This window comes from Paenibacillus sp. GSMTC-2017 (assembly GCF_016019935.1).
GTDB lineage: Bacteria > Bacillota > Bacilli > Paenibacillales > Paenibacillaceae > Pristimantibacillus.
Genome location: NZ_JAECMT010000002.1, coordinates 997,094 through 1,012,000 on the forward strand (window position 1 = coordinate 997,094; position 14,907 = coordinate 1,012,000).

The following is a 14,907-nucleotide window of genomic DNA, read 5'->3' on the forward strand; positions in this document are numbered from 1 at the left end:
CATTGGTTTTATTTAGCTACGTAGTTTCTACTATTATGTGGTCGAATTGTTTTATTATCGATTGGTGCGACCGGGAATAATCTCTCCACCATACCGTTAAATTCCATCACATAATTTTGAACAGGATAACCGCTGTTTACATCATTCATATATGCATTCATGCGTCCTACAAATTCTGGATTGGCAGATACATATACATGTTCGACATGTGGCCTCGTTTCTTTGACGACTTTAACTACTTCCGCCACTATTTCATCTGTCAGCATTTCTTGCCCCGTCGCAAAGCTACTCATCCGTTTGCCAGTAGAAGCACCTTCCTTGCCGAATAAACCAATATGAGTACGACTCATCATTTTTGGATTGCCTTTAGGTTCAGTATCGACAAGTGAAACAGCTACATAAGCATTATAGTCTGTTAGCATGACATAGGATGCTTTAACGGTCTTAATTCCCCTAACCTTATCAGCAATATGCCCACTCATCTGAATATTATAATTTTTATGAGATCCGACAAGATTGTTGCTGTTTAGTCTTCGGCCGTTAATACGATTAGCTTCATTTTTACCATCATCCGCAAATCGCTTGTCGCGTAGCAAGTTTCCACCTGCTCCATCATTAACATTATTTACTGAAATGTTTTTGTTTCCTAGATCGCCTTGTTTCTCCATCGAACAGCCGCAAAGCATCGTACCGAGTAAAATAGTTGCCGACAATGCAATCATTTTTTTTTGCATTAGCTGATCTCCTTTTCCCGAGTTTGCGCCATATCTTTAATCTGGTCTGGTGTGACACCCATACTTATCGTTAGCAGAACACCAAACAGATATTCAATCCATTGACATTAGGATAAACATTACTTATGATTAGTATCAAGTATTAGTATCTGGTACTAATTTTATAATTGTGAAGGGTGTGACGTAAATGACAATCCAAAAATCCACTGAAACTTTGCGATCCAATGCTTTATTAACAGCGATTGGAACTTATGTGCCAAAGCGTAAGCTTACAAATTCAGACCTAGAGAAACTTGTAGAAACAAATGATGAGTGGATTGTTAAACGGACCGGCATACATGAACGTCGAATTGCAGAGGAATATGAATATACGAGTGATCTCATTTTCCGTGCCCTCGAAAACATGATCAACAGATACGACTCAATTGTTGTTGAAGATGTAGACTATATTATTGTCGCAACCTCGACTCCTGATACCATATTCCCAAGTATGGCAGCACGGGTGCAAGATCGTTTCAATATTACAAACTGCGGCACTATTGATATTCAAGCTGCTTGTGCTGGTTTTACTGCTGGACTTCAACTGGGTAACGCACTACTCCTGACAGGCATTTATCAAAAAGTACTCGTCATTGGTGCTGATGCACTTTCGAAGATAACGGATTATACGGACCGAACGACTTGTATCTTGTTCGGTGATGGTGCTGGAGCAGTAATGATGGAAAGAACCTCAGAAGACAAAGCGAGTTTGATCGCATCATATTCAGATACGGATGGCAGCGGTGGACACAATGTTTATTTAAACAATCTGTCCAACTCGATAGGAGAATATGGAATTGAAACAAACGGCAAACTTGTTCAAAATGGCAGGGAAGTTTATCGCTGGGCAATTAGCAGCGTCGCAGAAGGAGTTCAAAAGTTGCTAACCTTAAGTGGCTTAACTACGGATGAAATCAATTGGTTTGTCCCTCACAACGCAAACGAGCGCATTATATCAGCATTAAGTGAACGGATAGGCTTTAGGGAGGATCAGACCTTATCTAGTATTGCCCATTATGGAAATACTTCTGCTGCTTCTATTCCACTTGCTTTAGATGACGCGGTTCGAGATGGACGAGTCAAGGACGGACATACTTTGTTGCTCCATGGTTTTGGAGGGGGCTTAACGCAAGCGGGAGTTGTACTTCGCTGGACTTTATAAATTTAAGAGGATGCTAAGCTGTAGCTTTTACAGTTAAGCATCCTCTACTTTAATTATTACAGGCATATGTAAAACGATAAGGTGAAAATGGTAGTAGACTAGCCGATTGGCTTCGTCCATCCAACAAATCGCCAACTAATAGAGCTGTAATTGGACTGAGTAAAATACCATTACGGTAATGACCTGCAGCCATTATAACCGATTTTTCTTCTCCTACAGCACCAAGTAACGGCAAACCATCCGTCGTTGCTGGCCTAAGTCCAGCCCACTGGTGTACGGTTTGCCGCCCTGAAAAAAAGGGAAACCAGCGCTCACTGCTCTTTATTAACCTTTTGATGCCTCTCTCAGTAACACTAGTCTCAAACCCTGCCACATCTTCGGATGCTCCACAAACGATGCGCCCCTCTTTTTTACCTACCCAATAGGCTTGACTGGAGAAGACCATATGCCTTACTTCCTCCAAACTGCCTTCGTACGAACATATTTGCCCACGTATCGGATGAATTGGGATCGAAATGTCTAGCCACTTCTCATACATCCCCGTCCATGCACCAGAACATATAATAACACGTTCTGCTCTAACTTCTTCTAGCAATCTACTCGTTAAAAGTGATACTCCTCCACCTCGAATTAGTTCGATGGATTGAATGTCCCCTGCACGCTCAAAAAATGTGACGCCTAGATTGCGGCACGCCATTTCAAGTGCTTCAACAAGTTTAGGTGCGTATACATGACTTTCTTCTGGATAATAGATTGCAGCAATAGCTTCTTGCGAAAGGTTCGGCTCTATGCCTTTTAATGCAGATCCTTCCACAAATTCAGCCCTTGCGCCCCATTTATTTTGCCATCGCAGTCTTGATTGCACGGGTAGTAAATCCGCTTCATGTTGAAATACGTTTAAGCTCCCGCTGTTTATCCATTCTACAGAAATGCCAGAATGTTGTTCAACAGCATTAACCCAAGTCGGGTATTGCTTTAGACTACTTAAACAAAGCTGGAAAAATGCATCTGGTTGTTCCGTATTTTCCGAAAATGGTGCAAGCATTCCGGCTGCTGCTCCCGAAGCTTGACCGCCAATACGGTCAGGCTCAAGAAGCGTTACCTTATACCCTCTTCGTGCAGCTTCAAATGCGCAAGAAAGGCCAATAATACCGCCACCTACGACTAGCACTGATCCAGACATTAGCCATTGCCTCCTGCTGGGCCAATTGAAACAATATCTGAAAATAGCGTTCCTGATTCGTCACTACTTGCAGACGCATATCTTTTTTTAGGAATACGACCTGCTCTTCGCGCTAACCTACCCGCTTCAATAGCTAATGCAAATGCTCTAGCCATCGCAATTGGGTCCTTTGCTTTCGCAATTGGAGTATTCGCTAACACCGCAGAGGCACCTAATTCCATCGCTTCAGCCGCATCTTTCGGTGAGCCAATACCTGCATCTACAATAATAGGAACTTTAGCTTCTTCTACAATTAATGAGAGATTATAAGGATTAAGCAGTCCCAGCCCCGTACCAATTGGCGAAGCTCCTGGCATAACTGCAGCTGCCCCCGCTTCTTCAAGCCTTTTACATAATATAGGATCATCTGATGTATAAGGAAGTACGACGAACCCTTCCTTCACCAGCAACTCCGTTGCTCGCAGCGTCTCAAAGGGATCTGGTAATAGCGTAACTGGACTTCCGCTAATTTCAACTTTAATCCAGTCACCAAGACCAGCTACTTTAGCTAGTCTTGCAATACGGACAGCCTCCTCGGCTGTTCTCGCACCCGACGTGTTTGGTAAGTAGGTTAAAGATCGATTAGTCACATGTTGAAGGATTGAATCGTCTTCCATTTCATCTAAGTTCGCTCTTCTAACCGCAAATGTAATGACTTCCGCTCCAGATGCTTCTAATGCTCCCTGCAACACAGCAGGGCTTGGAAATCGGCCAGTGCCAAGAAAAAATCTTGAAGACAATCGGATGCCTCCAATCGTAAAGGGATCTGCTGCATCAAAAAACCTCATATCCCTTACCCACCTCCTACGAATTGAACAAGCTCGATTGTTGCTCCATCAGACACCGTCGTCTCCGGCCATGCGGTGCGTTGTATAATAATGCCATTTACTTCTGTTACTAGCCTTTTGCCACTTTGACCTAGTTGCTCAATTAGATCTGCAAGATTTTCGCTTGTTGTTGTATGAGACTTTCCGTTGAGCCAAATGACTTTAGACATCGGGCCACTCCGATTGGTTTCACGAGACACTTGAATACGTTCACGTAACAATCTGCACATCTTTGCTGGATCATTATCACCTACAATTGCTGATACAGCACATATCCGCGATGCTCCTGCGGCTAGTACATCGTCTACATTAGAAAGTGTAATCCCTCCGATTGCAACGAATGGAATCGTTATTCTCTTTGCAGCTTCGGCTACATACGATGTTGTTACCGCAGCACGTCCAGGTTTTGTATTTGTCGGATAGACAGGACCGACTCCAATATAGTGGGCTCCAGCACGTTCTGCTGCTAACGCTTGCTCAATATTGTGAGTAGATATTCCAATAATTTTGGAAGGTCCAAGCAATGCCCTGGCATCTTCTATTGCATTGTCATCTTGGCCAAGGTGAACACCATCAGCATCTACTTCGAGAGCAATATCAGCATAATCGTTAACGATAAATGGAACATTATATCTGTTAGTTAGAACTCTCAATTCCTTCGCTTGTTTCAAAATCTCTTCTCGAGTTCCCGTTTTGTTACGAAGTTGAAGTATGTCTGCTCCGCCAATAAGCGTCTGCTCCATTACTTGCAGAAGAGATCTACCCGGGTGATTATTTTCAGCCGTAATGACGTACAACTGAAACTGCTGCCAATTTGATCTAATAGCCAACTCATTTCCCTCCTCTAACAAAAAAATTAACACTAATAATCTAAACTAACTTAACTAATAAGTTCACCAAGTAAATAATGTTCACAAAGCTCGATGGCTCTTGAAGCTTCCGTTACCCCTTGGACTAACACTCTCCCATCAGGGAAAAGAACTAACGTTTCTCCACTTCCTATCTTTGCTTTAACCAAATAGCGATTAACTGTCATTACGCATCCCATACCCTCAAGCTTATAATGAATCGAATCCAGTTCTATCGATTGTGGCAATGTAACTTGAATAGAATCTCTGCCGCATAGAACTACAGAACTTTCAAGTCCGAATCGGGCTTTTTTCGATTTATTTATTGAACTTGTTTTATTCCCAGCATTCACTCCGCAATGTTCACACTGTGGTAATGGTTCTGGCAATTGTAATTCTCTAATACTAAACTGCCAAATATCAGCGCTCACCCATGAACGTCTAACGGCTTCTCTATTGCCACTTAACCATTTCAACGCTTCAACCATTTGCAACGATGCTACAAATTCAACTGCTGCTGACAAAACTCCAACAGTAGAACAAGTATCCCCCTCTACCGCTGAATCTTCATCACCGATCATGCATCGCAGACATGCAGTCTTACCTGGAACGAGCAGCGCACTCATTCCTTTTGCACCTGCTACACCACCGTAAGCGAACGGAATATTAAGCTCATAACATACATCGCTTAGCAGAAGCCGTGTCGCCGTATTATCTGTACCATCAAGCACAAGATCTACACCATTAACAAAGTTCCAGACTGTATAGGAATTAACATCAGCTACATGTGCATCAATTCGAACCATACTATTTATTTTTTTGAGTTTTGCCGCAGCTGCTATTGCTTTTGGGACCGCGGCAATCGCATCCGCTTCATCAAATAACGTTTGACGTTGCAAATTGCTTGGTTCAACAAAATCCCGATCAACGATGCGTACTTCCTGGGCCCCAGCACGTACCATATGTTGAGCAAGCGATGCTCCGAGTGCTCCGCAGCCGACAATAAGGACACAAGATTGCTCTAGATTCCTTTGACCTTGAGCACCAATAGGTGCAAACTTTGTTTGTCTAGCATATCTGTCTGGCCAGTCAATGTCAGAGCCATTAAGCATAAATCGTGCTCCCAGCCGCCTTAAATGTTTCTGACTTTTCTTTCATGCCTGCTTCGATTGCTTCACTCGTTTCCATCCCATTTTTCTCTGCATAATCCCGGATGTCTTGCGTAATTCGCATGCTGCAAAACTTCGGTCCGCACATCGAACAGAAGTGCGCAGACTTTGCCGCTTCCGCTGGCAACGTTTCATCGTGATATGCCATCGCACGCTCTGGATCAAGTGAGAGATGGAACTGATCACGCCATCTAAATTCAAAACGAGCTTTTGATAACGCATTATCACGCAACTTCGCATGTGGGTGACCTTTTGCTAGATCAGCTGCATGAGCTGCAATTTTGTAAGTAATAACGCCTTCTTTGACATCTTCTTTATTCGGCAATCCAAGATGCTCCTTCGGCGTAACATAACAAAGCATTGCCGTTCCAAACCATCCGATCATCGCAGCACCAATTGCTGAAGTAATATGGTCATACCCTGGAGCTATGTCAGTTGTTAATGGTCCGAGTGTATAAAACGGAGCTTCATCACAAATTTCTAGTTGCTTCGTCATGTTTTCCTTGATCATATGCATCGGCACATGCCCAGGGCCTTCAATCATAACTTGAACATCATGTTTCCAAGCAATCTTCGTAAGTTCACCCAATGTTTCTAGTTCTGCAAATTGTGCTTCATCATTGGCATCTGCTATAGAGCCGGGACGCAGTCCGTCACCGAGTGAAAAAGAAACATCGTATTGCTTCATGATGAGACAGATTTCTTCGAAATGTGTATATAAAAAGTTTTCCTGATGGTGAGCAAGACACCATGCTGCCATAATGGAGCCCCCGCGTGACACGATTCCCGTCACCCGCTTCGCCGTAAGCGGAATATATCTTAACAGAACCCCGGAATGGATAGTGAAGTAATCGACACCTTGCTCCGCCTGTTCGATGAGCGTATCTCGGAACACTTCCCAGCTTAGATCTTCTGCTTTCCCATTCACTTTTTCTAGCGCTTGATAAATAGGCACTGTTCCAACAGGAACAGGGGAATTACGGACAATCCATTCTCGTGTTGTATGTATGTTCTTGCCTGTTGATAAATCCATGATCGTATCCGCACCCCATCTAGTTGCCCAAGTCATCTTTTCGACTTCTTCTTCGATAGATGATGCAACAGCAGAGTTTCCGATATTCGCATTAATTTTCACATGGAATCCGCGACCGATAATCATTGGTTCGATTTCAGGATGATTGATATTTGCTGGAATGATCGCACGACCTCTAGCAATTTCATCCCTTACAAACTCAGGAGACATTCCTTCACGAATCGCAACAAACTCCATCTCAGGTGTAATAATGCCTTTGCGAGCGTAATGCATCTGTGTAACATTTTGACCTTCCTTAGCTCTAAGCGGCTTCCTTCCGCCAAGAGGGAAAATTTCTGCTCCGCGCTCTTTCACTTTTTCCTCAGATGAAAACCCATTATCTTCTGGGCGGATTTCCCGTCCATCATAATACTCAACATCCGCTCTTTCTGTAATCCATTGTTCTCTAAGTAAGGGGAGACCTGCTCTCACATCTGCCGTGTATTCAAGATCGGTATATGGACCACTTGCATCATAAACGCGAATCGCTTCATTTGGCTGCTCTTCACCATTTCTACTTTGGCTAGGAGAAAGTGCTATTTCCCTCATCGGAACGGAGATAGAAGATTTTGAACCTTTAACATATACTTTACGACTTCCTGGTAGTGGTGTTGTCAACATAACAAAAAACCTCCCGAATGGAATTATTGGAATTCCACCTGGAGGCATACGCAGACATATGAGAAAGTTAGAGGACGTTGCAGGCTCAAGTCGCTTACTACCCTACTCATCCAACAACGAACTGTTAGAAATATAGTGGGCCGTTTGAGCTCATGCACACGCTTTAAGCGGAACGCTAGTTATGCGAATCCGATTGTCCCACTTTCCTACGCTGGCATGACCCAGATCAGGTTCAAAGGGACCAAAGCAAATGCTTAATCTCAGCCTTTCGGCGCCCCTAGTGGATTTCCTTGTTAGACTATAACGCCAGCCGAAGACGACTGTCAACCTATTTTTACAACTTTATCTTATTTTGGAACAGACCTGCTCGTTTCGCAGCCATATAAATGATAACGATAAGCGGTCCTATAAATACGCCAATAATACCTACGAGCTTAAAGCCAACATATAGACTTATTAACGCTGACAGTGCACCAATTCCCACAGAATCCCCGAGTATTTTCGGCTCAACAACACGACGGAACACCGTAATAACTAGGAACAATACAAGCAGACCAGCACCAGTGAAGACGTCTCCTGAAAGAATTAAATAAGACGCCCACGGAACTAGTACTGAACCTGTCCCGAGAATTGGAAGTATGTCTACAATAATAATCAACAAAGCGATTGCCATCGGATATTTAACGTCCAAAATAAGCAAGCCAGCTAATGAAAGAATGTAGGTCATCGCACTAAGTATAATTTGTGAGCGAAGGAATCCGAATATCGATTTTCTTAAATTGTTAAGTACTTGATCAACCTTTGGACGCGATTCTTCTTCAAATAGTGATAATACAGAAGACTTAAGCGTGTTGAGGCTGAAGCTGAACATATATACAGCAACAAAAAACACGATAAAAAATATAAACATCCCCGGTAAAGTTGAGGCAAAGTTAACAACCGTATCTGACAATTTTGCCACTAGCGTCGTTATCGTATCCGTTAATTTTAACAAATACGTTTCTAACGTTGTGACGGCATCTGGAGGAAGTGTTTGATACATTCCTCTTGCATCAATAAGCAATTTATCAACAAAGTCATTAGCATTTTCAAAATAATGCGGCAACTTCTTCATGAAAGCAATAAGTTCCGCTACTATTTTGATACCGAGTAAAACAATTAACCCAAGAAAGATAACAGTAAATAATGTACACGAAATGATTGCGGCTACTAACCGATTCATCTTGAACCGTTTCATGAAAAAGCCATTTAACGGCTCAAGGAATATCGCAACAATAAGCGCAAGTAGAAACGGAGCACCCACAGTAAACATCAAGTAGATAAGAAATAGACCTACAGCTATGAGTATGATGGATCGAATAGACATGCTTAACCCTCCTCTCTTTACTACTATTCAAGTATGGCGCTTCGCATGTGGAAATTATCATTTTTGTAATACATATCTTTAACGAGCAAATTCGGACCACAACAAGATGCTGCGGGACAATGGCAGTTTACACTATCTGCAAGCGGGTGGACTAACCAACGATCAAACAAATCGTCCAATTTAGAATGGGCTATATTGCCGAAAGCGGGTACATCAGAAAAGTCAGTAACAAATACATCACCGGTAAATAAATTTACATTTAATCGATTACGTCCATCCGGGTCATTCCTTACCGTAACTTTCTGCTCATTAGCTAGACGTTTAAGAAGCTTCCGTTCTTCCTCATTATCGCTACAATGGTAGAATGGCAGTGTTCCGAATAGTATCCACACAGCAGGATCACGATTATCTAGTAATTGTTCAATCGATTGCCTCATCTGCTCACGTGTTATAGCGGGTAGATCTTTAGCGAATGAGCTTGGATACATGGGATGGACCTCATGACGCTGACAACCCATCTCTACAATAAGACGATGAATTTCATCGATCTTATCAAACGTTCTATAGTTAATCATCGATTCAGCAGAAACTAACACACCAGCATCACTTAACCTGCGTGCGTTATCTATCATTCGCTCATAAAGCTTCTCGGCAGCGCTAAGAGAAACTGTATGACCTGCTTTTGCAAACCCGACTTGATGGAAATCTTCAGCGTTAGTGTAATTAAATGAGATATGCATAACATCCAAATACGGAGCAAGTAACTCATATCTACTATATGGAAGAGTTACATTGGAATTAATTTGTGAGCGAATGCCTCGACTTCTAGCGTATTGAAGCAAAGGAAGCATATATTCCTTTACCGTACGAGCAGAGAATGTTGGCTCACCGCCCGTTATACTAATCGTTTCTAAATGTTCCACTTCCTCAAGGCGCTGCAACATCGCAGCTAAAGGAATTTTATCTGGTTCGGTCATAACTAACGTATCGCCAACTGCGCAATGCTCGCATCGCATATTGCATAAATTGGTTACTGTCATTTCCACACTTGTTAATCGGTGTTGGCCGAATTTCTGTAAGGAGCGAATAGGGTCCCATGGGTCATTTGTTGGCGTTAACTTTGGAAGAGACGTTTCTATAGATTTACGTGAGTGTATTGGTTGTGTTTCTACTATATTCATCATTTCAGCACCTGACTTAATATCTTTATATTTTTATCTCTTTTATTGTAATGTCAGACGGGGCAGGAAGCAAATAAAACCGCGTCTTATATAGCATGTCCCTATTTATTGGAAAAATAACCAATCAAAAGTATAGCCTCTATTCACTTTGATTAAATTGAATTTATTCAATGTGCGATTACTACAATCCATGGCTTGACTCATTTGGCATAAATTAATTATTGTTATATTAACCCAAATGAAAGGTGGATGTCATATGATTACAACAAGCCCCGTCATTCTCACCGGTTCAAAAGTTCAGCTTGTACCAATTGAGCCCAGTCATGCTGAAGGCTTGTTCAAAGCTGGGAACTTCCCTGATATTTGGACACTTACAAGAGGCAGAATCGATTCACTTGAAAGCGCAGACCAATATGTAAAGACAGCATTGGAGCAAAAAAATGCGATACCATTTGTTATAGTAGATCGCGTGTCCCAGCAAATTATAGGAACTACTCGGCTATTTGAAATTTCTCTCCTTAATAAAAGTTTAGAAATTGGCTCTACTTGGCTTACCCCTGCCGTGTGGAGAACATCTGTCAATACAGAATGCAAATATTTACTTCTTAAACACTGCTTCGAGACTATGGGACTGATCCGTGTACAGATCAAAACGGATAGTCGGAATGTTCGCTCGCAACGAGCAATTGAACGACTTGGTGCGACTAAAGAAGGTGTATTACGTAATCATATGATCTTACCAGATGGATATATTCGTCATAGTGTTTATTACAGTATTATAGACAGTGAGTGGCATGAAGTTAAACTTCGACTCGAACAATATTTGAACTATTACTGATCATAGATATAACACGCAAGAAAGGAGCCTTCAAGGCTCCTTTTTTAATCGAAAAGTCATTTGCACAATTTAGCTGCACACGTTTATCTATATACCCGAAACTAATGGCGTGTCCGTTTCTATTTCGTTTACGCCTACAATCATCATTGTAAGTTGCTTTGATAAATCTATTTCATACGGTGCCTTCAATTGTTCGCCCGCTTCATTATTTAATACTCGTACGATTGGACGATGCGGATAGCTGTTATTGAGATCGACCACCACGCCACTTACGCCAGTCTGCAATTTAACTGTTATCCCAATTGGATAGATGGCTACTTTATCACGGAATTGCTGTAACATTTTTTGTTCGTACAAAGTTCCTGTACCCGCATATAGTCGCTCCATCGCATCATGAGGCAATATTGGTGAACGATATACACGATTTGTCGTCATTGCATCATATGAATCTACAAGTCCAATCCACTTCGCATAATCGTGAATTTCATTCCCTTTAATTCCTCTAGGATAACCACTTCCATCTAATCTTTCATGATGCTGAAACGCACAATGGGCAACGATTAATGGTAGGTTCGGCTCATCCTTCAACAGTTCAAACCCAAGCTGAGCATGTCGCTTCATCAGTTCAAACTCATTCATCGATAACATACCAGGTTTTTGTAGTACACTTGTAGAAATTTGCGTCTTGCCTATATCATGCAACAGCGCTCCCATACCAAGCGTTGTTACTTCCTCACGAGAGTAACCACTAGACAAACCAAGCAATGTCGTATATACGCAAACATTTAATGAGTGTTGAAACAAGTAATGATCTACCGTTCCCATGTTCATGAGCATAATCATGGCATCTTTGTGATTTGCGAGATCATCAATAATTAAGTTCATCATTTGTTTAAATGGCTGAGCAATATAGGGATAAGTAGCACCCTTCGCTTTTTTGGGGCGATCCATCATCTCTCGAAAACTCGAACGTATTTCCTTAATAGCAATTCGGAACGTTTCCTCACTAATAATTGAAGGAGGAGTGACATCTTCTGTTCGATGATCCTCTACGTAGACATATTGGACGCCACATTGTTCCAGTCTTGTAATTAGACGTGATGTCAGCTCCATATGATCGCCGAGAAGAACAATTCCATCTTCTGAAAATATTTTTTTTGCCAGCCTCATACCCGGCTCACACTGCGAAATTGGGAGTAAGCGCATCTTCTCGGTCCTTTCCTTTACGTCTTCTATACCATTACTATCGGAAAAAACCGCTCATATTTTTAATTTACGTGAAAATAAGCAAAACATCAACCATTTTATTCTAATTATTCGACAGAAACCGTCATTTTTCTAACTATTTGTCTAAATAGATCAGATATGTAACCATCTTTGCTTATGACAGGTTTGTAATGATTCAGGATTCGTTAGCTCATGCTCTATGACATCACGTATAAACTGGGGCAAATAAAATTGAAAGTTATCCGCCTTCGCAAGCGATTCATAGCCAACTTTGAAACTAAACATATCGATTGAACCGACTGTATACAACTTATCGTCCAATAAAGGTTCACCATTGACTTCAACCGATATTAATTTATTCATAGCTGGACGAGTACTGTCATATTGAATGATCATTCCGTCTACCGCAAGTTTGCCGAGAACTAGTCCACGAAATCCGTAACCTTTAATCGGTTTGTGAAAAAATTCCTCCAGTAATGATTGCTCTAGTGCAAGGCGAATATTCACTCCTGCTATAATCATTCGACATGGATTAATTGGCGATGGGCATAAGGCATGTAGCTCACCAGCAGTTACGGGACCCACTGACAGATTCCCTAATAGTTGACCATTGTTTACTAGCGCAATATCAGCATTCGTCCATCTTCGGAGTCCTGCTGCCAGTAAATTGCTAAATGAAGATTCCCTTTCAGGGTTTACCAACAACGGTTCAGTTAAAGTAGTTATCACTCGACTTAGACGATGTCGACTAAGTTCTCGGTAGTTATTAATGATGTCCGAAGCTTCTTGCTTTTCTTGAAACGCTCCAGTAGGAATACAACTAGCTTGAAAGCGAGGACGCCTTGAACAGCTATCAAGAGAAATCTCGACACGTCCAATGTAATCGCCAAACTTTCCTGCTGCGCATACTGTTGTATCGTTAATAATGAGTGGCTCTTCAAGTAGATGATGCGTGTGAGCACCCAAAATGAGATCTATTCCTTCAATCTGCTCTGCCATCTTCTGATCACTTGGCAAACCAAGATGCGACATGACAACGAGTACGTCAACTTGTTCACGTATCTCTTTAACTAGCATCCGAATTTCTTCTAATGGTTCTGATGTGGTCCACCCAAGCAACAAATAAAATTCATAGAAGTTTGCTGTAACTCCGATCAGACCGATCCGAAGACCATTTTTAACTACGATCGTATATGGGTGCATCCATTCTGGCCGTTCGCTAGTCGCACTAAGCTTCATATTTGCACATACAACCGCGGGCTGTAATGGATGGTTATATAGTTTAGAGAGTGCTTCCCCTGTATATGTAAGCCCCTCGTTATTACCTAAAGTAACAACCTCATAACCCGCTTCAAGTAACAACGCCATATTAACCTTTCCATCGCTGCCTTCGGTTTCCTGACGCATCCGATCCATATGATCCCCAATGTCTACTGTAAGAACGCGTTCTGCGCCACATTTTGCTCGCTCTTCTGTAATAATGGTAGCTATGCGCGCAGCGTTTTCCAATCTACTGTGAATATCGTTACTATGCAGGAGTACCACTTGAGCTTCTGAACGATCCATCAAGTTAAACCATGCCTCCCTACCACTATTACTAGCCGCCTATTTGCGACATTCGCCGATCTGTCGGCACATGAGTTTGTGCTCCGTTTAATAGTTTAGCCGCCATCTCATGATTTTCTGGTTTAATGTCCATTGCTTTATAGAAAATGTCACGCATAGCAATCGGATCACCTAATGCATGTCTTACGTTTAACTCATCAACCCAGTACAAACAAGGTTTAATATTTCCATCAGCCGTCAATCGCAATCGGTTACAGTTTTTGCAGAAATGATCACTAATAGGATGAATAAGCCCAAAGGAGCCTATTCCTCCCTTCATCTCCCAATCCTCTGAAGGTCCGTTTCCGTGAACATCTTCCCGTCTCCGTACTTGATACTTTTGCTCGTGTGCAATTTCTAACACTCTTGATAATGGCAAATAATGATTTTTCCAATTATCATCGTCATGCCCAATTGGCATATATTCAATAAATCTAACATGGAGCGGTTGCTCATAAGCCAGCTTTAGAAACTGTGCAATTTCGTCTTCATTTACATTTTTAAGTAAAACACAATTCAATTTAATCGGATGAAAACCTACCTCAGCTGCAGCTTCGATACCCTCCATTACCCGCTTTAAATCTCCACGCCTAGCAATAAATTTAAATCTAGCTGGATCTAGTGTGTCCAAACTTATATTAACGCGGTTTAATCCCGCAGCTTTTAGCGCTTTTGCTTGCTTAGCCAGGAATACTCCGTTTGTTGTAAGTGCAATATCTTCAATCCCAGAAATCGCAGACAATCTTGCTATCAACTTATCTAGATCGGGCCTTATTAGTGGTTCTCCACCTGTTATTCTAAGCTTCTTTATGCCAAGCAAAGCACCAGACTTTACGACTTCCACTATCTCATCATATGACATAAGATTTGAGGCTTCCGTAAATTCTACGCCTTCCTCCGGCATGCAATATAAGCAACGTAAATTACAACGATCCGTTACCGAAATGCGTAAATAATTATGATGGCGTCCAAAACGATCCGTTAAGGTTTGCATGT

Annotated in this window: 13 protein-coding genes and 1 riboswitch; of the genes, 2 read left to right on the plus strand and 11 right to left on the minus strand. The window is 41.9% G+C overall.

The window, feature by feature from the left end; translation table 11 throughout:
* Positions 1-8: 8 nt before the first annotated feature.
* Positions 9-734: a YhcN/YlaJ family sporulation lipoprotein gene (locus I6N90_RS11960; RefSeq protein WP_197935713.1), complete on the minus strand. Its 726-nt coding sequence runs from the start codon at positions 732-734 to the stop codon at positions 9-11.
* 187 nt (positions 735-921) lie between these two features.
* On the opposite strand from I6N90_RS11960, the gene I6N90_RS11965 reads away from it, so the two are divergent.
* Entirely contained in the window at positions 922-1,935 is a 1,014-nt protein-coding gene (locus tag I6N90_RS11965) for a ketoacyl-ACP synthase III (protein WP_197935715.1), read from the plus strand.
* A 49-nt stretch (positions 1,936-1,984) separates the two neighbouring features.
* Here the strand turns inward: I6N90_RS11965 and thiO are convergent, their stop codons facing one another.
* The 7 genes from thiO to yfkAB form a co-directional block, all read right to left on the minus strand.
* A complete protein-coding gene (thiO, locus tag I6N90_RS11970; protein ID WP_197935717.1) occupies positions 1,985-3,118 on the minus strand; it encodes a glycine oxidase ThiO in 1,134 nt (377 codons plus the stop codon).
* Positions 3,118-3,945, minus strand: coding sequence for a thiazole synthase (locus I6N90_RS11975; RefSeq protein WP_197935719.1), 828 nt, complete (start codon positions 3,943-3,945; stop codon positions 3,118-3,120). Before I6N90_RS11975 ends, thiO begins: the two co-directional genes overlap by 1 nt.
* Positions 3,946-3,950: 5 nt before the next feature.
* On the minus strand, positions 3,951-4,814 hold the full coding sequence (thiE, locus tag I6N90_RS11980) for a thiamine phosphate synthase (RefSeq protein WP_232242886.1): 864 nt from the start codon (positions 4,812-4,814) through the stop codon (positions 3,951-3,953).
* A gap of 50 nt (positions 4,815-4,864) precedes the next feature.
* Entirely contained in the window at positions 4,865-5,944 is a 1,080-nt protein-coding gene (locus tag I6N90_RS11985) for a ThiF family adenylyltransferase (protein ID WP_197935720.1), read from the minus strand.
* Positions 5,937-7,694 carry a phosphomethylpyrimidine synthase ThiC gene (gene thiC / locus I6N90_RS11990; protein ID WP_197935722.1) on the minus strand — a complete coding sequence of 586 codons (1,758 nt, stop codon included), beginning with the start codon at positions 7,692-7,694 and terminating at the stop codon, positions 5,937-5,939. Before thiC ends, I6N90_RS11985 begins: the two co-directional genes overlap by 8 nt.
* A 186-nt stretch (positions 7,695-7,880) precedes the next feature.
* Positions 7,881-7,983, minus strand: a riboswitch (TPP riboswitch).
* Positions 7,984-8,028: 45 nt separating this feature from the next.
* Positions 8,029-9,060 (minus strand): sporulation integral membrane protein YtvI, encoded by a 1,032-nt coding sequence (ytvI, locus tag I6N90_RS11995; RefSeq protein WP_197935724.1) that lies wholly within the window; start codon positions 9,058-9,060, stop codon positions 8,029-8,031.
* A gap of 23 nt (positions 9,061-9,083) precedes the next feature.
* The gene (yfkAB, locus tag I6N90_RS12000; RefSeq protein WP_197935725.1) at positions 9,084-10,241 is read right to left on the minus strand and encodes a radical SAM/CxCxxxxC motif protein YfkAB; all 1,158 of its coding nucleotides are present in this window, start codon (positions 10,239-10,241) and stop codon (positions 9,084-9,086) included.
* Positions 10,242-10,497: 256 nt separating this feature from the next.
* Here yfkAB and I6N90_RS12005 point away from each other — a divergent pair, with 256 nt between their 5' ends.
* Positions 10,498-11,079, plus strand: a complete 582-nt coding sequence (locus I6N90_RS12005; protein WP_197935726.1) for a GNAT family N-acetyltransferase — start codon at positions 10,498-10,500, stop codon at positions 11,077-11,079.
* An 87-nt stretch (positions 11,080-11,166) separates the two neighbouring features.
* On the opposite strand, the gene I6N90_RS12010 is transcribed toward I6N90_RS12005, so the two are convergent.
* The 3 genes from I6N90_RS12010 to moaA all read right to left on the minus strand — a co-directional run bounded on the left by I6N90_RS12010 (position 11,167) and on the right by moaA (position 14,905).
* The gene (locus I6N90_RS12010; protein ID WP_197935727.1) at positions 11,167-12,285 is read right to left on the minus strand and encodes an HD-GYP domain-containing protein; all 1,119 of its coding nucleotides are present in this window, start codon (positions 12,283-12,285) and stop codon (positions 11,167-11,169) included.
* 153 nt (positions 12,286-12,438) lie between these two features.
* Positions 12,439-13,872 (minus strand): bifunctional metallophosphatase/5'-nucleotidase, encoded by a 1,434-nt coding sequence (locus I6N90_RS12015; RefSeq protein WP_197935891.1) that lies wholly within the window; start codon positions 13,870-13,872, stop codon positions 12,439-12,441.
* A gap of 31 nt (positions 13,873-13,903) precedes the next feature.
* The gene (gene moaA / locus I6N90_RS12020) at positions 13,904-14,905 is read right to left on the minus strand and encodes a GTP 3',8-cyclase MoaA (RefSeq protein WP_197935728.1); all 1,002 of its coding nucleotides are present in this window, start codon (positions 14,903-14,905) and stop codon (positions 13,904-13,906) included.
* Between the last annotated feature and the right edge of the window lie 2 nt (positions 14,906-14,907).

Coding starts and splice junctions, on each gene's coding strand:
- I6N90_RS12005 (WP_197935726.1), top strand. CDS start 10,498: ATGATTACAACAAGCCCCGTCATTCTCACCGGTTCAAAAGTTCAGCTT.
- I6N90_RS11985 (WP_197935720.1), bottom strand. CDS start 5,944: ATGCTTAATGGCTCTGACATTGACTGGCCAGACAGATATGCTAGACAA.
- I6N90_RS11965 (WP_197935715.1), top strand. CDS start 922: ATGACAATCCAAAAATCCACTGAAACTTTGCGATCCAATGCTTTATTA.
- yfkAB (WP_197935725.1), bottom strand. CDS start 10,241: ATGAATATAGTAGAAACACAACCAATACACTCACGTAAATCTATAGAA.
- I6N90_RS11975 (WP_197935719.1), bottom strand. CDS start 3,945: ATGAGGTTTTTTGATGCAGCAGATCCCTTTACGATTGGAGGCATCCGA.
- thiC (WP_197935722.1), bottom strand. CDS start 7,694: ATGTTGACAACACCACTACCAGGAAGTCGTAAAGTATATGTTAAAGGT.
- ytvI (WP_197935724.1), bottom strand. CDS start 9,060: ATGTCTATTCGATCCATCATACTCATAGCTGTAGGTCTATTTCTTATC.
- moaA (WP_197935728.1), bottom strand. CDS start 14,905: ATGCAAACCTTAACGGATCGTTTTGGACGCCATCATAATTATTTACGC.
- I6N90_RS12015 (WP_197935891.1), bottom strand. CDS start 13,872: ATGGATCGTTCAGAAGCTCAAGTGGTACTCCTGCATAGTAACGATATT.
- thiO (WP_197935717.1), bottom strand. CDS start 3,118: ATGTCTGGATCAGTGCTAGTCGTAGGTGGCGGTATTATTGGCCTTTCT.
- I6N90_RS11960 (WP_197935713.1), bottom strand. CDS start 734: ATGCAAAAAAAAATGATTGCATTGTCGGCAACTATTTTACTCGGTACG.
- I6N90_RS12010 (WP_197935727.1), bottom strand. CDS start 12,285: ATGCGCTTACTCCCAATTTCGCAGTGTGAGCCGGGTATGAGGCTGGCA.